This is a genomic window from Rhodococcus sp. B7740, assembly GCF_000954115.1.
In the GTDB taxonomy this organism is placed as follows: Bacteria; Actinomycetota; Actinomycetes; order Mycobacteriales; family Mycobacteriaceae; genus Rhodococcoides.
The window spans coordinates 589,999-609,983 of record NZ_CP010797.1 but is presented as its reverse complement, the minus strand read 5'-3'; the positions used below and the strand labels follow the sequence as shown (position 1 = coordinate 609,983).

The 19,985-nt window shown below is 64.0% G+C and carries 17 protein-coding genes, 2 tRNA genes and 1 pseudogene; 10 read left to right on the top strand and 10 right to left on the bottom strand.

The annotated features are described in order from the left end of the window. Positions 1-167: 167 nt before the first annotated feature. Positions 168-1,073 carry a hypothetical protein gene (locus NY08_RS02870; protein WP_144407308.1) on the bottom strand — a complete coding sequence of 302 codons (906 nt, stop codon included), beginning with the start codon at positions 1,071-1,073 and terminating at the stop codon, positions 168-170. Positions 1,074-1,277: 204 nt separating this feature from the next. On the opposite strand from NY08_RS02870, the pseudogene NY08_RS26685 reads away from it, so the two are divergent. After that, a pseudogene (locus NY08_RS26685) lies at positions 1,278-1,955 on the top strand (transposase); the annotation flags it as partial. A gap of 4 nt (positions 1,956-1,959) precedes the next feature. Here the strand turns inward: NY08_RS26685 and NY08_RS02860 are convergent. The 3 genes from NY08_RS02860 to NY08_RS02850 all read right to left on the bottom strand — a co-directional run bounded on the left by NY08_RS02860 (position 1,960) and on the right by NY08_RS02850 (position 3,034). Continuing rightward, a tRNA-Val gene (locus NY08_RS02860) sits at positions 1,960-2,031 on the bottom strand. Positions 2,032-2,118: 87 nt separating this feature from the next. Beyond that, complete coding sequence (locus NY08_RS02855; RefSeq protein WP_032394459.1) at positions 2,119-2,580, bottom strand: peroxiredoxin; 462 nt, start codon at positions 2,578-2,580, stop codon at positions 2,119-2,121. Between the two features lie 31 nt (positions 2,581-2,611). Then, positions 2,612-3,034, bottom strand: a complete 423-nt coding sequence (locus NY08_RS02850) for a DUF3052 domain-containing protein (RefSeq protein WP_032394460.1) — start codon at positions 3,032-3,034, stop codon at positions 2,612-2,614. Between the two features lie 255 nt (positions 3,035-3,289). Between NY08_RS02850 and aceE the strand changes: the two genes are divergently transcribed. The 6 genes from aceE to NY08_RS02820 all read left to right on the top strand — a co-directional run bounded on the left by aceE (position 3,290) and on the right by NY08_RS02820 (position 11,867). Next, complete coding sequence (gene aceE, locus NY08_RS02845) at positions 3,290-6,109, top strand: pyruvate dehydrogenase (acetyl-transferring), homodimeric type (RefSeq protein WP_045199614.1); 2,820 nt, start codon at positions 3,290-3,292, stop codon at positions 6,107-6,109. A gap of 87 nt (positions 6,110-6,196) precedes the next feature. Next, positions 6,197-7,576, top strand: a complete 1,380-nt coding sequence (locus NY08_RS02840) for a PucR family transcriptional regulator (RefSeq protein WP_235387083.1) — start codon at positions 6,197-6,199, stop codon at positions 7,574-7,576. A 128-nt stretch (positions 7,577-7,704) separates the two neighbouring features. After that, positions 7,705-8,613, top strand: a complete 909-nt coding sequence (locus NY08_RS02835) for an ACP S-malonyltransferase (RefSeq protein ID WP_032394461.1) — start codon at positions 7,705-7,707, stop codon at positions 8,611-8,613. A gap of 87 nt (positions 8,614-8,700) precedes the next feature. Then, positions 8,701-9,045, top strand: a complete 345-nt coding sequence (gene acpM, locus NY08_RS02830) for a meromycolate extension acyl carrier protein AcpM (RefSeq protein ID WP_045199610.1) — start codon at positions 8,701-8,703, stop codon at positions 9,043-9,045. Between the two features lie 8 nt (positions 9,046-9,053). After that, positions 9,054-10,304, top strand: a complete 1,251-nt coding sequence (locus tag NY08_RS02825) for a KasA/KasB family beta-ketoacyl-ACP synthase (protein ID WP_032394462.1) — start codon at positions 9,054-9,056, stop codon at positions 10,302-10,304. A 129-nt stretch (positions 10,305-10,433) separates the two neighbouring features. Next, entirely contained in the window at positions 10,434-11,867 is a 1,434-nt protein-coding gene (locus NY08_RS02820; protein ID WP_032394463.1) for an acyl-CoA carboxylase subunit beta, read from the top strand. A gap of 201 nt (positions 11,868-12,068) precedes the next feature. Here NY08_RS02820 and NY08_RS02815 read toward each other — a convergent pair whose 3' ends face one another. The 3 genes from NY08_RS02815 to NY08_RS02805 form a co-directional block, all read right to left on the bottom strand. After that, entirely contained in the window at positions 12,069-12,518 is a 450-nt protein-coding gene (locus NY08_RS02815) for a cold-shock protein (protein ID WP_032394464.1), read from the bottom strand. 91 nt (positions 12,519-12,609) lie between these two features. Continuing rightward, positions 12,610-13,122, bottom strand: a complete 513-nt coding sequence (locus NY08_RS02810) for a DUF3145 domain-containing protein (RefSeq protein WP_032394465.1) — start codon at positions 13,120-13,122, stop codon at positions 12,610-12,612. Positions 13,123-13,266: 144 nt separating this feature from the next. Beyond that, positions 13,267-14,070, bottom strand: coding sequence for a serine hydrolase domain-containing protein (locus NY08_RS02805; RefSeq protein WP_045194805.1), 804 nt, complete (start codon positions 14,068-14,070; stop codon positions 13,267-13,269). An 85-nt stretch (positions 14,071-14,155) separates the two neighbouring features. Between NY08_RS02805 and NY08_RS02800 the strand changes: the two genes are divergently transcribed. The 3 genes from NY08_RS02800 (at position 14,156) to NY08_RS02790 (ending at position 17,177) form a co-directional block, all read left to right on the top strand. Next, positions 14,156-16,291, top strand: coding sequence for a molybdopterin-dependent oxidoreductase (locus NY08_RS02800; protein ID WP_045194804.1), 2,136 nt, complete (start codon positions 14,156-14,158; stop codon positions 16,289-16,291). Between the two features lie 68 nt (positions 16,292-16,359). Next, positions 16,360-16,433, top strand: a tRNA-Ile gene (locus tag NY08_RS02795). 126 nt (positions 16,434-16,559) lie between these two features. Next, complete coding sequence (locus NY08_RS02790; RefSeq protein WP_045199608.1) at positions 16,560-17,177, top strand: YdeI/OmpD-associated family protein; 618 nt, start codon at positions 16,560-16,562, stop codon at positions 17,175-17,177. Here the strand turns inward: NY08_RS02790 and NY08_RS02785 are convergent. Genes NY08_RS02785 through NY08_RS02775 form a run of 3 tightly spaced genes read right to left on the bottom strand, consistent with a single transcriptional unit; the run spans position 17,118 to position 19,902 of the window. Beyond that, positions 17,118-17,756, bottom strand: coding sequence for an EI24 domain-containing protein (locus NY08_RS02785; RefSeq protein ID WP_045194802.1), 639 nt, complete (start codon positions 17,754-17,756; stop codon positions 17,118-17,120). The genes NY08_RS02790 and NY08_RS02785 overlap by 60 nt on opposite strands. 8 nt (positions 17,757-17,764) lie before the next feature. Continuing rightward, on the bottom strand, positions 17,765-18,115 hold the full coding sequence (locus NY08_RS02780; protein WP_045194800.1) for a hypothetical protein: 351 nt from the start codon (positions 18,113-18,115) through the stop codon (positions 17,765-17,767). Then, on the bottom strand, positions 18,112-19,902 hold the full coding sequence (locus tag NY08_RS02775) for a TIGR03767 family metallophosphoesterase (protein ID WP_045199606.1): 1,791 nt from the start codon (positions 19,900-19,902) through the stop codon (positions 18,112-18,114). The genes NY08_RS02780 and NY08_RS02775 overlap by 4 nt, the downstream gene beginning before the upstream one ends. Positions 19,903-19,985: the final 83 nt, after the last annotated feature.

The following is a 19,985-nucleotide window of genomic DNA, read 5'->3' as shown; positions in this document are numbered from 1 at the left end:
CCGCCAGGCATCAAAGTAAGCGCATCCACCGAGCATGAAGAGAGCGTTGAGGTCCTTACTGAACCGAACAGTAGGTTGACATGGAAGTGAGATCTATCGGGTTCAAAATGAACACAGCAGAGCCCACATAAATAGGCACAACGAGTTCGGCGCTCGAAAAACCGTGCTTACATAGTGCGCACTGTGGCCTCAGATGAGTGTACCTGCCCCTTCTGGTCTTCCCACTCAACTACACACAGTGCCTGAGTTGAAGAGCCAAACGTCAGATACAAAGGGAAACTGACTTCGCCACGCGGAGGAAACACACCGATTGGTTCCATGTCTCGTGATGAACCGACTACGTCAAATGTCTGGTCTATGTTGCGGTCCTTGTCAAGATAAACAAACCTGACATTCCTTGCCGCGTAGTTCAAAGTGCTGTATAGAACCAACTTCCAGTTCTTCGAAGACTTGAGTCTCCCTTTAGAATCAGTCTTTTGCGATTCGCTGACCTCAATACGAGGCCAGATCCCCTGTTCGATGTCGTCGATGCTAGGTAGATCAGCTGTAGACAAATAAGACAGCACATTCCCACTGGAAGACGGCCGACTTTCATCTGGAGCCGAAGCCTCCGCGCTCGGCCTGCTGTCATTCCGATACTTAACTGCCAGGCGCGTCAGAATTTGCTCGACTATCTCTGTCAGACGCGCCTCAGAGTCGTACGAACTCATGAACGCCTTGGCCTGCTGCTGCTTGATGTACGCGTCCAACGCTGTGCGCTGCTCGCCAGAGTCAGGCCTGCCGCTTGGTGATCGCTGCGTCTCGTTCATGATGATCGCGACTTCTTTACCGGCCTTCAGGAGCAGGTCAATCTCCTCTGCTGTTCCCGACGGAAAGTTCGGCGTCGGTGTACCAAGCCTGTCGGTAAAGATTACTAGGCCCATGTCTGAGTCCTCGACGATCTGCTCATTTAAGACCGCCTGGGCGTACTCACCGAAGCCAGACGAGCCACCTTCTTGCCAATCGGTGGGACTGTAGTTGATTCCGTAGATCCGACCGTGGGTGGAGTTCCACCGTCTTACGGCCCTAGTCACGATGCCATGATGCTCGACTGGCAGATCGCTCGGACTCGACAGCAGAATTTGGACTACCAGCGCTGTGTACGACATAAAGAAAGCTCCCCACCATGCGTCGTGAGCCGATGCCCACATACCTGTTACTAGTTCTACAGGGACTTTCGAATAAGCACACGATCTAGTCTTGGTTCGAAGCACTGAGCTTGGCGGGAAGAATCAACGATGCCCGAAACACTGAATTCCATGGTGGACGTGGTGGATCAGAAGCAGTTGGCTTGGGAGCTCCTGGCTCAGGCCAAGGAGCAGGGCGTGGAGTGAATGGGCCCGAATGGGCTTACGAATCAGCTCACCAAGAATGTCCTGGAAATCCGCACTGGATGCGGAGATGACCGAGCATCTCGATTACGACAAACACAACGCTGCCAGCCGCGGCAGCGGCGACTCCCGGAACGGCACCCGATCGAAGACGGTGCTCACCGAGACCGGGCCGGTGGAGATCGACGTCCCACGCGACCTCCGACTCTCCCCTCGCTCCGCCGATCGTCAAGAACTCCCGCCCCGGCAAGTAGCTGACCGGCACGCTTGCACACGGCCTCACCCTTCTTGGTCAGTCGCACGTCGACCCAGCCGGTGAAACGGCAACGCCGCCTCACCGGTCTCGACGGAATCATGTCGTCCTTGACTACCAAGGGTTTGACCACCGGCGAATTGTCCGCGCACTTCCAGGACATCTGCGGAGCGACTCAGCCGGAGGACACCATTCCCGTGTCGCCGACAAAATCGTCGATGAGAGTACTGAGTGGTAGAACCTGCCGCTCAAGCGTGTGTACCCGGCGATATTCAACAACGCTGTGCACGTCGCACGGTCGGAACGGGCAGGTCGCCAACCAACAGCAATATGAAGTGGGCGCAGAGGGGTTCGAACCCCCGACCGCTGGTGTGTAAAACCAGAGCTCTACCGCTGAGCTATACGCCCGAGTACCGGTGGCCTGGGTACAACCCCGGGCCACCGGAACGCTTGGAGAAATTTATCGTGTCTGATCTCTAACTACAATTCCGCAGGTCAGCTCACCTGTGCGAGAGCCTCGGCCCACGACGAACTGTCGCGAGCCTCACCGGGTCCGTTCATTTCGGCGAACCGGATGATTCCGGATTTGTCGACCACGAACGTTCCACGATTGGCGAAGCCGGCGCTGTCGTTGAACACGCCGTACGCCTGAGCAACCTCACCGTGCGGCCAGAAGTCCGACAGCAGCGGAAAGGTGTAACCCTGTTCTGCAGCCCAGATCTTGTGGGTCGGAGGCGGACCCACCGAGATTGCCAAGATCGCAGTCTCGTCGTTCTCGAATGTCGGCAACTCGTCGCGTACTTTGCACAGCTCGCCCTGGCACGTGCCGGTGAAGGCCAGTGGATAGAACACGAGCAGAACGTTTTTCACGTTCCTGTACGACGACAACGTGACCAGTTGGTTGTTCTGATCCTTCAGAGTGAAGTCGGGCGCAACCGCGCCAACCTCGATCGGCATCTAGAACCGTCTTCCTGTATCGAGCATCGACCTACCGCTTGGTGGCAGGGGTCTTGGGCTGAACCAGACGACTTCCGATCCAGTCACCGAGGTTTGCCGCAGAGGTCTGCGTCAATCCTGCGGTCGGGGCGGACTCGGCGATCTCGCTGGGTTCGACGTGACCGGACAGGCCGGTCTTGGGGCTGAGGACCCACACGATTCCATCGTCCGAGAGTGGCCCGATGGCATCCATGAGTGCGTCGACCAGGTCACCGTCTCCGTCGCGCCACCACAGCAGTACGACATCGATCACCTCGTCGGAATCCTCGTCGAGGGTCTCGCCACCGATCGCATCTTCTACGTCGGCGCGCAGATCATCGTCGGTGTCCTCGTCCCAGCCCAGCTCCTGTACGACCATGTCGCGAGTGATGCCAAGTTTCTGAGCGTAGTTCTGAGCGTCCGCCGCGGCGACCACGGTGGTGACCTCCTTGAATTGTGGGTGCAGTAGACAAAGCGAACAGGGTCGGAGCCGTTCGCGCAAGCTGACCGCGCCGAAATTGCGTACATAAATTTCTACTGGTGGGTATCGGACCTCTGTACTACCAGAACCGAGAAGATGTAGCAGGATTGGGAGGAATCACGAGAACGAGGAAAGTAGAGCGCCGTCACAGGGGCGCGCTACCGGACCGGACGCCACACCGAGCGTCCGCCACATTGAGGAGTGCACACGTTGTCCGAAGTGAACAGCGGCGAACGGCAGAACACATCGTCTGCAGGCAAGAAGGGCTCTGACGGCCGGGTCCGCGTCATCCGCGAGGGTGTCGCGTCGTACCTGCCCGATATCGACAACGACGAGACCAACGAATGGATCGAGTCGTTCGACGGCTTGTTGGAGAGGTCCGGCCCCAACCGCGCTCGCTACCTGATGCTCAGGTTGCTCGAGCGCGCCGGTGAGCGCCGCGTCGCGCTGCCGTCGCTGACGTCGACGGATTACGTCAACACCATTCCCACCGAGAACGAGCCGTGGTTCCCCGGCGACGAGTCGATGGAACGCCGCTACCGCGCCTGGATCCGCTGGAACGCAGCCATCATGGTGCACCGCGCGCAGCGCCCCGGCGTCGGCGTCGGTGGCCACATCTCCACGTACGCCTCGTCGGCTGCGCTGTACGAGGTCGGCTTCAACCACTTCTTCCGCGGCAAGGACCACCCGGGCGGCGGCGACCACATCTTCATCCAGGGTCACGCCTCCCCCGGCATCTACGCCCGCGCCTTCCTCGAGGGCCGCATCCCGGCCGAGCGCATGGACGGCTTCCGTCAGGAGGCCAGTCACGTGAACGAGGGCGGAGGACTGCCGTCGTACCCGCACCCCCGCCTGATGCAGGACTTCTGGGAGTTCCCGACGGTGTCGATGGGTCTCGGCCCGATGAACGCCATCTACCAGGCCCGCTTCAACCACTACCTCAACGACCGCGGCGTCAAGGACACCTCCGATCAGCACGTCTGGGCATTCCTGGGCGACGGCGAGATGGACGAGCCGGAGTCGCGCGGACTCGCGCACGTGGCCGCCACCGAGGGTCTGGACAACCTGACGTTCGTCGTCAACTGCAACCTGCAGCGCCTCGACGGCCCGGTCCGCGGCAACGGCAAGATCATTCAGGAGCTGGAGTCGTTCTTCCGCGGCGCGGGCTGGAACGTCATCAAGGTCGTCTGGGGCCGCGAGTGGGATTCACTGCTGCACGCAGACCGCGACGGCGCGCTCGTGAACCTGATGAACACCACTCCCGACGGTGACTTCCAGACGTACAAGGCCAACGACGGCGGGTACGTCCGCGATCACTTCTTCGGTCGCGATCCGCGCACCAAGGAACTGGTCAAGGATCTGTCCGACGACGAGATCTGGAACCTCAAGCGCGGCGGCCACGACTACCGCAAGGTGCACGCTGCCTACGCGGCGGCGATGTCGCACAAGGGCCAGCCGACGGTCATCCTGGCGCACACCATCAAGGGCTACACCCTCGGCAAGCACTTCGAGGGCCGCAATGCCACGCACCAGATGAAGAAGCTCACGCTCGACGATCTCAAGACGTTCCGCGATCTCCAGCACATCCCGATCTCGGACGAAGAGCTCGAGAAGGATCCGTACATGCCGCCGTACTACCACCCCGGCCCGGATGCTCCCGAGATCCAGTACATGCTCGATCGCCGCAACAAGCTCGGCGGATTCGTCCCCGAGCGGCGGGTCGACGTCAAGCCGCTCCCGCAGCCCGGCGACGACACGTACAAGACGCTCCGCAAGGGCTCCGGCAAGCAGGAAGTCGCCACCACCATGGCGCTCGTGCGCGTCATGAAGGAGTTGTTGCGAGACAAGGAGATCGGCCACCGAATCGTGCCGATCATCCCCGACGAGGCCCGCACGTTCGGTATGGACTCGTGGTTCCCGTCGCTGAAGATCTACAACCGCAACGGCCAGCTGTACACCTCGGTGGACTCGGAGCTGATGCTCGCCTACAAGGAGAGCTCGGTCGGCCAGATCCTGCACGAGGGCATCAACGAGGCCGGTTCGACGTCGTCGTTCACCGCGGTCGGTACCTCGTACGCCACGCACGGCGAGGTCATGATCCCGCTGTACATCTTCTACTCGATGTTCGGCTTCCAGCGCACCGGCGACGGTCTCTGGGCGGCAGCAGACCAGATGGCTCGCGGATTCGTGCTCGGTGCCACCGCAGGTCGCACCACGCTCACCGGTGAGGGTCTGCAGCACGCCGACGGTCATTCACTGCTGTTGGCCTCGACCAACCCGGCGGCCGTGGCCTACGACCCGGCGTTCTCGTACGAGATCGCGCATATCGTCAAGGACGGTCTGCGACGGATGTACGGCGGAACCGAAGGTGTCGAGGGCTTCGGCGGCGAGAACATCTTCTACTACATCACCCTCTACAACGAGCCGTACGTACAGCCGGCCGAGCCGGAGAACCTCGACGTCGAGGGTCTGCTCAAGGGCATCTACCGGTTCGCCGAGCCGCAGGAGGGCGACGGACCCGAGGCGCAGCTGCTGGCGTCCGGCGTCGGCATCGTGTCGGCCCGTAAGGCCCGCGAATTGCTGTTCGACGAGTGGGGCGTTCGTTCGGCCGTCTGGTCGGTGACCTCGTGGGGCGAACTGCGCCGCGACGGTGTCGAGGCCGAGCAGGAGTCTCTGCGCAACCCCGGTGCCGACAAGCGCGTTCCATTCGTCACCTCGGCGCTGGCCGACGCCAACGGCCCGGTCATCGCGTCCTCGGATTGGATGCGTGCGGTTCCGGACCAGATCCGTCAGTGGGTTCCGGGCGATTACGTCACCCTCGGCACGGACGGTTTCGGGTTCTCCGATACCCGTCCGGCCGCGCGCCGCGTGTTCAACGTCGACGCCGAGTCGATCGTCGTCGCCACGTTGTCGGCTCTGGCGGCATCCGGTGAGATCGACCGCTCCAAGGCCGTCGAGGCCGCGGAGAAGTACAAGATCGACGACGTCACCGCCGCTCCCACGTCGTACGCCGATACCGGTTCGGCGTAGGTTCGACCCCTGATCACCCGACCCCCGTTCCACCTCGCGCGGCACGTCCAGCGCGAGGTGGGCGGGGGTCGGGCGTAGGTTCTCCTTATGTCCGATGCGAAGCCCGGTTCCCCGGACAGTGCGTCCACACGCGAAGTGTCCCGACGCGACGCCTATCGTGAGGCGTTGCGTGAGTCGTTGACCTCGGACAACGAAGTGCATCTTCCGGTCGCCTCACTGGCTCCCTCACGCCAGAAGCGCGATCCCCTGCCCGATGCCCTGCTGCGGCGGGTCAAACAGTTCTCCGGCCGACTCTCGACAGAAGCCGTCACCACGATGCAGGGCCAGTTGCCGTTCTTCGGCGATCTCGACGCGGCCCAACGCGCCAGCGTGCAGTTGTTGATTCAGACAGCCGTCGACAACTTTCTCGAATGGCTCAAGAACCCGAACAGCGATATCCGCTTCAGCCTCGACGCATTCCAGGTCATCCCCCAAGACCTGGCCCGCCGCCTCACTCTGCGCCAGACCGTCGACATGGTCCGGGTGGCGATGGAGTTCTTCGAGCAGTGGCTTCCGGCACTGGCTCGCAACGATCAGCAGTTGGTGGCCCTGACCGAGGCCGTCCTACGGTACGGCCGCGAGCTCGGCTTCGCGGCCGCGTCGGTCTACGCCAGTGCGGCCGAATCTCGCGGTGCCTGGGACACCCGCCTCGAAGCTCTCGTCGTCGATGCCGTCGTGCGTGGGGACACCGGCTCGGACATGCTCTCGCGTGCCGCAACACTGAACTGGGACGCCACGGCCCCCGCGACGGTGTTGGTCGGTACTCCCCCGGACGATCGGGGCGTCTCGGTGGTCGGAACAGTGCACGCCGTGGCGCAGAAGCACGGCCGCGCGGCACTCGCCGTGGTGCAAGGCACTCGGCTGGTGATGGTGGTCAGCGGCCAGATCGAGGACACGCCGGCCCACCACGCGTTCATCGAGGACATGTTGCAGAACTTCTCCGACGGGCCCGTGGTCATCGGCCCGACCACTCGCACCCTGGGCGCGGCGCACTCGAGCGCGGTGGAAGCCTTCGCCGGCATGCAGGCCGTCGCCGGCTGGCGTGGTGCACCGCGTCCGGTGCACGCAGGCGAGTTGTTGCCCGAACGCGCACTGCTCAACGACAGTGCGGCGATATCGGCGTTGAACGATCACGTGGTCGTTCCATTGGCGGCGGCGGGTTCTGGACTTGCCGACACCCTCGATGCGTATCTCGACTGTGGCGGAGCCGTCGAAACCTGCGCACGGCAGCTGTTTGTTCATCCAAATACCGTTCGGTATCGGCTCAAGCGCATCGCAGAGGTCACCGGTCGCGACCCCACTCACCCGCGCGACGCGTACGTGCTCAGGGTCGCGGCAACGGTAGGTAGGTTGGCTCGAACGCATCACGAACCGGCACATCCAGCCCCATATGTCACACAGGTCACATTCGGACAAGTGGTCACGTAACGCTCCACCACCCTCCGGCGATAGCGAGTCCCCACGAGGCGATTTGTAGGGTTCCCACAAATTGCCTGTCGAGAGTTCATCGAGCGCGACATCACTCATTCGGCACCCGACAGTGTTCTCTTAACCCTGTGATTGCGTTGCTTGCGCCCGGTCAGGGCTCTCAGACTCCCGGCATGCTGTTGCCTTGGCTCGAATTGCCAGGTGCGGCAGACCGACTCGCACTGTGGTCGAAGGCCTCAGGTCTCGACCTCGTCCGCCTCGGCACCACAGCAACCGCCGAGGAGATCACCGACACCGCGGTGACCCAGCCCCTGGTCGTGGCGTCGGCCCTGCTCGCCTTCGAGGAGATCGCATCGCGCGGCCTGTTCCCCGAGGACGCCGTCGTCGCCGGGCACTCCGTGGGCGAACTCGCCGCTGCTGCCATCGCCGGCGTCATCTCCTCCGACGACGCCGTTTCACTCGCCGCCGTCCGTGGCGCAGCAATGGCCAAGGCGTGTGCACTCGAACCGACCGGCATGTCCGCCGTGCTCGGCGGAGACGAAGCTGCCGTCCTGGCCCGCCTCGAAGAACTCGACCTCGCGCCGGCCAACGTCAACGCTGCAGGTCAGATCGTCGCCGCCGGCCTGCTCACAAAACTTGCCGAGCTGGCCGAGAGCGCGCCCGAGAAGGCTCGGGTTCGCGCACTGCCGGTCGCAGGCGCGTTCCACACCAGATACATGGCGTCTGCCGGCGACACCGTTGCCGCAGCCGCTGCCGCGATCACTCCGTCGGAGCCGACGCGGACGCTGCTGTCCAACTCGGACGGTCAGCCGGTCGCCTCGGGTGCCGACGCACTGAACAAGCTTGCTGCTCAGGTCACTCGCCCCGTGCGATGGGACCTGTGCACTGCCTACCTGCGCACCGCGCAGGTCACCGGACTTGTGGAACTGCCCCCGGCAGGCGCACTGGTCGGCATCGCCAAACGCGAACTGCGTGGCGTTGCCAACCTCGGCCTGAAGACACCGGCGGACATCTCCGCAATGGCCGAGCTCGGTTAGCTCGCCCCACACACTCCGCCGTCACACACTGCGGATCGCACTTCCACTCCCCGAGTGGCAGAAATGCACAATCGCGTCTCGAAGCACATGACTTCGGCGTTCTACACAGAAGAGAAGGGAGCCACAACAGTGGCCAGCCAGGAAGACCTCATCGCCGGACTTGCAGAGATCATCGAGGAGGTCACGGGCATCGAACCGTCCGAGGTGACCATCGAGAAGTCCTTCGTGGACGACCTCGACATCGACTCACTCTCCATGGTCGAGATCGCAGTGCAGACCGAGGACAAGTACGGCGTGAAGATCCCCGACGAGGACCTCGCAGGTCTGCGCACCGTCGGTGACGCCGTCAACTACATCCAGAAGCTCGAAGCGGAGAACCCCGAAGCCGCAGAAGCTATCAAGGCCAAGCTCGACGACTCCGCGAGCGAGTGACAGGGCCCATGACCAACCCATCCACCGCCAACGGACGCTTCCCCAGTGTCGTCGTCACCAGCCTCGCTGCGACCACGTCACTTGCGGGTGACGTCGATGCCACGTGGAAGGGTCTGCTGAACGGCGACAGCGGAATCGCGAAGCTCGAAGACGATTTCGTCGCCGAGTACGACCTGCCTGTGCGGATCGGCGGACACCTCGCGGTGAACCCGCAGAGCCTGCTCTCGCGGGTCGAGATTCGTCGCCTGAGCTATGTCGAGCAACTGTCGACGGTCCTCGGCCGCGAGGTCTGGAAGAACGCCGGAACCCCCGACGTCGATCCCCTTCGCCTCGGTGTGTCGATCGGTACCGGCCTCGGTGGCGGAGATTCGCTGATCGACGCCAACGACAAGATGAAGGCAGGCGGCTACCGCAAGGTGTCTCCGCTCGCCGTTCAGATGGTCATGCCGAACGGCCCCGCAGCGGTCGTCGGACTCGAGCTCAAAGCACAGGCCGGTGTCATCACTCCCGTCTCCGCCTGCTCCTCGGGATCGGAAGCCATCGCACACGCGTGGCGGATGATCGTGATGGGCGATGCGGACATGGTCGTCACCGGCGGCGTCGAGGGCTACATCGACGCAGTTCCGATCGCCAGCTTCTCCATGATGCGGGCGATGAGCACCAACAACGACAACCCGAAGGGTGCGTCACGTCCGTTCGACAAGGACCGTGACGGCTTCGTCTTCGGTGAAGCGGGTGCGCTCATGGTCATCGAGACCGAAGAGCACGCCAAGGCTCGCGGCGCAACGATTCACGCCCGCCTGCTCGGTGCCGGAATCACCTCCGACGGGTTCCACCTGGTGGCTCCCGATCCGGAGGGCAAGGGTGCCGCGCGCGCGATGCAGCGCGCCATCGAGACCGCAGGCCTGCAGAAGTCCGACATCACCCACGTGAACGCCCACGCAACGGCAACTCCCATCGGAGACACCGCCGAGGCGCTGGCGATCAACAAGGCAGTCGGAAATCACGCAGCGGTGTACGCACCGAAATCCGCTCTGGGCCACTCGATCGGTGCCGTCGGCGCACTCGAGTCGGTACTGACGGTGCTGGCAGTGCGTGAGGGAATCATCCCTCCCACACTGAATTTGGAGAACCAGGATCCCGAGATCGATCTCGACGTCGTCAAGGGCGAGCCCCGCGTCGGACAGATCGATTACGCGATCAACAACTCGTTCGGATTCGGTGGGCACAACGTAGCGCTCGCCTTCGGAAAGGCGTGATGCACTGAGTCGTTTCTTCGACTCAGCCGATCTCGCTCTCGCAGTGCATGATCCGGACCGGGGCCGTTTCCCAGGGAACGGTTCCGGTTCGGGCCTCGCCCCCTCAGGGGCCCTGAAGAAGGACAAGCGATGACTATTCTGGCCCCTGTCACACGATCCGGTACCTCGACCGATCCCCGCGATCCACTCGCCCGCCTCGAGAATCTGTTCGACGCCGGAACCACTGTCCCGCTGCACGATCGGGACAAATCCGGCATCCTCGCAGCGTCCGGCGAGATCGACGGCGTCCACACCATCGCCTACTGCTCCGACGCCACCGTCATGGGCGGTGCCATGGGCGTCGACGGCTGCAAGCACATCGTCGCCGCCATCGACACGGCCATCGAGCAGCGCGCCCCGATCGTCGGCGTCTGGCACTCCGGAGGCGCTCGCCTCGCCGAGGGCGTCGAAGCTCTCCACGCCGTCGGACTCGTCTTCGAGGCCATGGTCCGAGCGTCCGGCCTCGTCCCCCAAGTTTCCGTCGTCCTCGGCTTCGCAGCCGGCGGCGCCGCCTACGGTCCTGCGTTGACCGACGTCGTCATCATGGCTCCCGAGGGACGTGTCTTCGTCACCGGTCCCGACGTCGTCCGCAGCGTCACCGGCGAGCAGGTCGACATGGCCTCGCTCGGCGGCCCCGACACCCACCACAAGAAGTCCGGCGTGTGCCACATCGTCGCCGACAGCGAGATGGACGCGTTCACCCGCGCCCGCCGTCTGGTGTCCATGTTCTGCGAGCAGGGCGACTTCGATATCGCCGCTGCCGAACACGGTGACACCGACCTCCGGGCACTGATGCCCGAATCGAACCGTCGCGCATACGACGTCCACCCGATCGTGCACGAGTTGCTCGACAACGTCGAAGGCGAGTCGACCTTCGAGGAATTCCAGGGCGGCTGGGCTCGCAGCATCGTGATCGGCCTCGGCCGTATCAGTGGCCGCACCGTCGGGGTCATCGCCAACAACCCCATCCGACTCGGTGGTTGCCTGAACTCCGAAAGCGCCGAGAAGGCAGCACGTTTCGTTCGGTTGTGCGATTCGTTCGGCATACCGCTCGTCGTGGTGGTCGACGTACCCGGATACCTCCCCGGCGTCAGCATGGAATGGGAAGGCGTCGTGCGTCGTGGTGCAAAGCTGTTGCACGCCTTCGCCGAAGCCACGGTCCCCCGTGTCACCCTCGTGACCCGCAAGATCTACGGCGGTGCGTACATCGCAATGAACGCTCGCGCGCTCGGTGCCACTGCGGTCTACGCCTGGCCCGGCTCCGAGGTCGCCGTGATGGGCGCGAAGGCTGCCGTCGGAATCCTGCACAAGAAGGCTCTCGCGGCCGCTCCCGAGGAGGAGCGCGAGGCACTGCACGATCGCCTCACCGTCGAGCACGAAAGCATCGCCGGTGGCGTCGAGCGTGCAGTGGCCATCGGTGTCGTCGACGAGGTCATCGAACCGAGCAAGACCCGCAGCACCGTCGCCAAGGCTCTCGCGGCCGCGCCCGCGGCACGCGGCAACCACAAGAACATTCCGCTCTGATCAACCGCCCTCGCTTGCGGCCCTGACTCAGCCCCCGCCCCAGAGTCGTCCTCCCCCGGCCGCGTGAATGGACCCTTGCAGCGCCCAGACGTATGTAATGGTCCATTCACGGTGTGAATCAGTAGCGCTCCGACTGCAACGAAGCCACATTCATCCGTAACCGAACGGGCTGCAGGGCGGTATGAAGGGGCTACGCGTCGGTCAGTTCTCGATCCACTTGTGGTCGTGAGCCATTCGCAGCATCGCTGATCGGATGTCGAGGATCTGCGCTGCCGTCACGGTTCCGTTGGACGTCAGCAGTGCCTCGGTCACCTCGGCGGTGAAGTCCGCCTCGGACAGGACGTCGCAGATGACGTCTTCGAGGTTCTGATGGTCGGTCACCGGCACGGTGTGGTGGTACGGCACGTCGGGCTTGTGTCGGGTCACCAGCGCGGTCGATGCCGGACCGTCGATTATCTGTACCTGGGTGGCCTTGAGCCCTCGGTCACCGTCGACGGCGACGTACTCGACGCGAACACCCGGTGCCAACAGTCTCTTGTCGAAATCCAGATCGTTGACGTGAATGAACACGTCCTCGCCGCCCTCGTCCGGCGCGACGAATCCGTACCCCTTGAATTCGTCGAATCGAATCACTTTTCCGGTCGACAACATCGAACTCACCACTCCACGGTCGTTCCCTCATGCCTACCCCAGGCACGCCCGCGAAACTACCGCGACCTCGAACCCCCAGCAACTCTCACCACTAGCCGACGTTGCGGCTCAACCACGTCACTTCGGCTCCGGCTCCCCCTGTGCGGTACGGCTCGAGGGCGGCGTCCCAGTCCGACCCGAGAGCGTGCTCCACGGCCGCGGTGAGGTTGCCCTGGTTGTTCTCCATGAGGGCGCGCAGTCGCATCTCGCCGAGGACCACGTCACCGTTCGCGCTCGTCGATCCACGCCACAGCCCCAGACCGGGTACGTGTGAGAATCGTTCGCCGTCGACGCCTTCGCTGGGGTCTTCGGTCACCTCGAAGCGCAGCATCTGCCACGAGCGCAGGATGCCGGCGAGGGTCGCTCCGGTGCCGACCGGGCCTACCCAGTCGGTGGTGGCGCGCAGCTGCCCGTCGGAGGCCGGCTGCGCAGACCACTTCAAATTCGCACGGCAATCGAGGGCGTCGGACAACGCCCATTCGACATGCGGGCACAACGCAGCGGGCGACGAGTGGATGTACACGACACCCGACGTCGCTTCTGCGAATTGATTCGATCCACGCATTGCACTACCTCCAGCTTCGACGAGGGACGTCTTCCCCAACGACCTCGACATGCTTCGGCTGGCTGCAGTCAATCAACACGTATGTGTACTAGTGTGCCCCGAGTTACCCCTGTTGCGCCAGTGCAATCTGTGAACGATCGGCATTCACCCTGCAAGAACGGCATCGGAGAGTTCCGGCCACAGCGGTTTCGCCCAGTCTCCGAAGGCCCGGTCGGTCAACACCACGCATGCCGTCCGCACGGACGGGTCCACCCACAGGAACGTTCCGGCCTGACCGAAGTGACCGAACGTGGCCGACGAGTTGTCGCTTCCGGTCCAGTGCGGGCTCTTCTCACCCCGCAGCTCGAACCCGAGTCCCCAGTCGCACGGCCTGTGCGATCCGTACCCGGGCACGATGCCGTTGAGGCCGGGGAACTGCACGGCCGTCGCCGACGAGAGGGTCTGCGACGCGAGGAGCGTGGGTTCCAACAACTCCGCCGCGAACTTCTTCAGGTCCGCCAGGGTGGAGCTGGCACCGTGGCCTGCCGATCCCGGTAGCGCGGTGTTCGTCATCTGCAGTGGCCGGCACACGGCCTCGTCGAGGTAGTCCGGGAAGGCGATGCCTGCTTCGGTCTCGATCAGTTCGGCCAGTACCTCGAACCCGGAGCTCGAATAGATCCGCTTGGTGCCGGCCGGTGCCTGGACCGTGCGGTCGCCGAACGCCAGGCCCGACGCGTGCGCCAGCAGGTGACGCACCGTCGACCCTTCCGGCCCTGCGGTTTGATCGAGCTCCACCGCACCTTCCTCGACGGCGACGAGGACGGCGTACGCACTGAGCAGTTTGGTGACCGAGGCCAGCTCGTAGACGCGATCGGTGTCGCCGACCTCCTCACGAACTCCGGAGTCGGTGACGACTGCTGCACTGACGTGGTCGACGGGCCAGGAGGACGTGAGATCGAGGGTGGTCACGATTCACGAGCCTAATTGTCTGTCGATGACGGTGCCCCGGTCCCCCGCCGGGCTACGCTCGCAGCACATGAGTGGGAGGAATGCGATGTCGGTTGTGTATGGCTCGTGCAATCTGTGCGAAGCGATCTGTGGGCTCGAGTTCACGGTGGAGAACGATGCGGTCACGTCCGTCCGCGGTGACGAGAAGGACCCGCTCTCGCGCGGTCACATATGCCCGAAGGCTCTGTCGCTGATCGACCTGCACGCCGATACCGATCGACTCACCACACCGGTCAAACGCGTGGGTGAGAAGTGGGAGAAGATCGGCTGGGACGAGGCATACGACCTCGTGATCGACGGCCTGATCTCGACGCGCAAGAAGTACGGGCGCAATGCGGTCGGTCTCTATCAGGGCAACCCCAACGTGCATTCGATGGGTGCGATGACCCACGGCATTCCCTTCACCTCGCTCCTGCGAACGCGTAATCGATACTCCGCCACCTCGCTGGATCAGCTCCCGCATCAGCTCGTCGATCACCTGCTGTACGGGCATCAACTGCTGCTGCCTATCCCCGACATCGACCGCACCGACTTCTTTCTCGTACTCGGCGGCAACCCGATGGCGTCCAACGGCTCCATGATGACCGTCCCCGATTTCGCCAAGAGAGCGCGGGCACTGCGTAAACGCGGCGGACGCCTGGTCGTGGTCGATCCGCGCAAGACCGAGACCGCCGACATCGCCGACACGCACTTCTTCGTGCGCCCCGGCACCGATGCATTGCTCCTGCTCGCGATGATCCACGTCATCGCCGCCGACGGCACCGTGCGCGTGGCCGACTACATCGACGGTGCCGATCGCCTCGCCGACCTCGTCGCCGAATTCACCCCCGAATCCGTTGCTCCGGTCGTTGGGATCGCCGCGGAGGACATCTCGGCCCTGGCACGTGATTTCGCGTCGGCGAAGTCCGCGGTGGCATACGGCCGAATGGGGGTCTCGACCCAGCAGTTCGGCACCGTGTGCCAGTGGGCGATTCAGGTACTGAACATCATCACCGGCAATCTCGACCGCCCCGGCGGTGCCATGGTGACCGATCCTGCGATCGATCTGATCAAGCAGGGCATCGTCGGCCGCGGACATTTCGACAAGTGGCGCAGCCGCGTTCGCGACCTGCCCGAGTTCGCAGGCGAATACCCCTGCTCGACGCTCGTCGACGAGATCACCACCGAGGGCAAGGACCAGATCCGCGCGATGGCGGTTCTGTCCGGCAACCCGGTGCTGTCGATGCCGGGCGGTACCACCCTGAACGACGCGTTCGCGGGTCTCGATTTCATGGTGTCGTTCGACTTCTACATCAACGAGACCTCGCGTCATGCACACGTGATTCTGCCGCCGACGATGTCTCTCGAACGCGACCACTACGATCTGATCTTCAATTCCTTCGCGGTACACAACACTGCCAAGTACATGCCGGCGGTCCTGCCCAAGAAGGCCGACGCAAAGCATGATTGGGAGATATTCCGAGACCTGTCACTCCGCTACAAGAGCGCGATGGCCGGTTCGACGATCGGTCGAGTGAAGTCGCGATTGACTCCGAAGAGCGTGATCAGCGAGGCGCGCCTGCGCCTGTCGCCCGCGCGCACCCTGGACATCCTGCTCCGCAGCCAACGAAAAGGGTTGTCGCTCAAGAAGCTTCGAGCCAACCCCCACGGTGTCGATCTCGGACCCCTGCGGCCCGGCTTCCCGCAGAAGCTGAAGACGCGGGACAAGCGGGTACAGCTGATTCAGGACATCGTTGTTGCCGAACTTCCCGCGTTGGTGGATCTGATGCACTCGAGCGCCGTTGCGACCGGTGACGAGTTGTTGCTGATCGGTCGGCGACACCTGCGCAGCAACAACTCCTGGATGCACAACACCGCCCGGCTCACCAAAGGCAAAGCGCGACATCAGCTTCTGGCCCACCCGGACGACCTGGAACACCGCGGCATCGAGGACGGGGCGATGGTGTCGGTGACCTCCGCCGCCGGAACCGTCGACATCGAGGTGGCAGCATCGGACAAGATGATGCCGGGTGTGGTGAGCATGCCGCACGGCTTCGGGCATCAGCGCCCCGGCGTGGAGCTGTCCGTTGCCACGACGGTGACGGGCCCCAGTGTCAACGACATCACCGACCCGGGCCGGGTCGACGCCGTCTCGGCCAATGCGATCCTGAACGGGGTCCCGGTGCAGGTGAGGGCGAAATAGCGCCCCGATGAACCGTCGAGGCGACGGGATTCTGTACGATTCTGCAGGCTCGTACCTGGTACGGGCATGGGGCGGTAGCTCAGTCGGTTAGAGCCGTGGACTCATAATCCATTGGTCGCGGGTTCGAGCCCCGCCCGCCCCACGACGAGGTCCGGCGTACGCGATCTTCACCCGACAATGGGACAGCAGATTTCCTCGACAGCGAGCACACTGAAACAATGTGGAACCGTGGCGAGGTGGCACCGGCAGCAATAGATTGCGCGAGCACGTGACGTCACCGGAGCCGCCGACGGCATCCGACCACCCGCCGACGTGGAAGTTCGAGTACCCGATTTTTCACGCCGAGACTCGGACACAGTGGCGTACTTGGCTCGAGCTCCATCATGCATCCACCCGTGGCGTGTGGCTGTGTTCGTGGCGCAACACCACCACCCGGCCACGGTGCCCGTACCCGGACGCCGTCGAGGAAGCCATCTGCTTCGGTTGGATCGATTCCACCGGCAGCAACTTCGACGACGAGCGCAGCCTGCAGATGTTCACGCCACGCAGGCCCAAGAGTCCGTGGACCCGGCTCAACCGAAAACGCGCAGCCGATATGGAAGACAGCGGCCTCATGACCGAAGCAGGCCGACGTGCCATCGCTGCCGCGAAGGCCAACGGCTGGTGGACGATTGCCGATCAGGTCGAAGACCTCGAGGAGCCACTCGAACTCGCAACTGCCCTGAACCGAGACCCGAACGCCCGGAGCACCTGGGACGGTTTTCCGCCCAGTGCCCGCAAACAGATGCTGTGGTGGGTCGTCAGCGCTGCGCGAGACGCCACTCGCTCAGCTCGAATCGCGCACATCGTCGCCGAGGCCGCGGCCGGTCGGCGAGCCCGCGGCTGAGTGCCGTCGAAGCATCGCCGCCCTTCGATACAGCCGCGACCAAAGGACCAGCAACGCAGCGGTATTCGCCCCGAACCACAGCCACGTCACGAACGCGGCCACAACACCGGTGACGAAGAAGCCCAGTACCAGTGCCACGACCCAGGCGAGGACGTAGGCAACAATCGTGACGACTGCCGCGATTGCGCACCGCCCCGGGGACTGCCGGACAGTCGCCGACGCTGCGCGGAACGGATTTTGTTCCCCGTCGGCCACGGCCGGAAGCACCAGCAGCGCAACCAGAATCACGATGACCGGAAGCAGTGGGAACAGAATCGCCAGCGCAACGGCCACCAGAGTCAACGCCACGCACCACATCAGGACACGCGGCCGTCGCCACGCCCGACCCAGTACGCCGAGCGCAGGGCCGTCCACCACGTCGAGTGCCGTCGATGCGGTGATCCACAGGGCGATCAACAGTGCCGCGGCGGAGGCCGCAACCAGCCCCGCGAAACCGAGGGACGACGTCGGAACCGGATCCCCCAGTACGGTCAGCGCCTGAACCAGTGCCGACACGACCACCACGGCAGCGAGAACCACACTCCCCCTCACGGTGCACCGACCGTCGAATTGCGATCGAGCACGTCCTGCACCGACCCCGAGTAGAGGACCTCCGTACCGACCTTGACCTCGACGGTGCTCGCGTCGTCCGAGGTGGCCGAACCGGTGATCGCATCGTTGTCGGTTGTCTCCCCGGCACATTCGATATCGGCCCCGGTACCCGAGCACACCGGTGCGACCAGGATCTCGATCCCCTTCTCGAACAGGACGTCGTTCACTGCGTAGCGGAGGTCACCGAGCTCGGCACCACCGACCGGGGCGAGTGCGGCGGTCTGCGAGCACCCCGCGCACGCCACCAGCACGGACAACAGCAGGATCGTCCTGCGAACACTGTTCATCGGCCCTGCCTCGTCTCGTAGGCGATCAGTCTCGCGTGCTCGTCCAGGTGTTGCTGCTCGAGCGCGGCGTCGGTGATGCTGCTCAGATCGAACGGTGCAGGCAGGAGCAGCTCGGTGTTGCGATCGAGGCGCGAACCCCTCCGCATCAGCGGATTCTCGGCCCAGTCGTTGGCTGCCAACTCACGGCTACGGGACGCCAGATCCAGGTAGCTGCCACTGTTTCCGGGCGTGACCGGAGATGCGTGATCGAGAACGGTGGTGAACAGCGACAGTGTCCCGTCTCGGTTGTCGACGATCTCGACCACCTGCTGCTGCTGCGGGAAATCGATGCACGACGCGGTGGTGATCTCCCAGAATCCTCGTCCGTCTCGCGAGTGCGCCAGAATTTGGTTCTGGTGGGTGTGGCCGTTGAGCCAACCGATCACCACCGGATACTTCAGCAGCAGATCGACGAATTCGTCTGCGCCGTAGAGCTTCACCGATTGCCCTGGCCGCTGTGCTCGGTTCTCCAGTGTCAGGCTGTTGTGGTGCGTGTAGATCAGTACGAGCTTGTTCTCGGCCTGCGCCCGCTCCAATTGCTGGGTGAGCCACGCGAATTGGTTCTCCGGAACCGCACCGTCGGGGCCGGCGACGGCATTGCACGTGTCGAGCCCGAACGTGCGAATGTTCGGTGTGGGGTCTGCGGTCCACCAGGTCTCGCCGGAGTCGAGGTTGTGTTGGGTGAAGCCGTGACCGATCGGACCCGGCGTCGGGGTGGTCTCGAAGTGCTCCGCCATGAACTCGCGTTGCTCGAACAGATATCGAGCCGGATCGGCGGACACCGCGCGAAACCCCGGTCGCGCACCGGATCCCACGCCTAGCGCATCGACCATTCGTTGCAGCGGACTCGCGGTCGAGGCATAGCCGGCAAGGGCCGAGGTGGCTGTCGCCTCGAGCGTGTACGCCTTGCGACCACCGACAGCGAGCGCGTGCAGTTGCGAGGACAGATCGAAGGTGCCGAGCAACAGGGTGTCGTGGTTGCCGTACACCGAGTACCACGGCACGGGTAGACCCACCGATTCGACGGTGCCCGATATCGCCTGGTCGAGAAGGTCGGGAAGCGTCGGGAATCCGTAGTCGCCGAACGATCCTCCCGACGGGTCACCGGGCCGATAGGCCCACTGCGCCTCCGGCCAGGCCTGAACACCCTCGAAGACGTTCGCGGCCCCGCTCGTCGGCCGAACCGGGACTCCGTCGAGAACGTCTATGTACCAGCGTAGTTCGAGATGAGAATGCATGTCGGCACTGTCCCCGGTGACCACGGCCGCCCCCATCGGTGCGCCGGTGACCGGGCTGATCCGCGCATCCGCGAACGCCTTCACCATCGCCGCGGTGACGTGCACGGTCAGCGGATCCTGCGGGTGGAACGCCGAGCCCCATGCGGCGTGGTCGGAGACGATCATGGGCTCGATGCGTCCGGGCGACTGCGCGTCGATGACGTGCATGTCCGAGAGGTGTCCGAGGTAGAGCAACGACCGTCGGGACTGCACCCTCGATGGACTCGGCGCTCGTCCGAGGACGTCCAGGCGAGCGACGTAGGGCTCCCCCGGTCCGGTACCGAGTACGCGGTACTTGCCCGGCCCTGTCGAGGTTCGCAGGATCGTCTGCGCCAGTGTTCCGGTCCCGTCCGCCTCCACAGGTTGGGCGCGCGCAACGAGAGCCTGACCCAGCACGTGGGGTGCAATTCCCCAGGCCGCCGCGAGCGCGCCCACCCGAGTGATGAATTGTCGACGCGACAGCCCAGCCATGGAACTCCTCGGATCCTCGAGAACGGCACCACGTCCGCCTCGCATCCGACGAGGTGACTGCCTATTTTTACAGGGCCGACGGC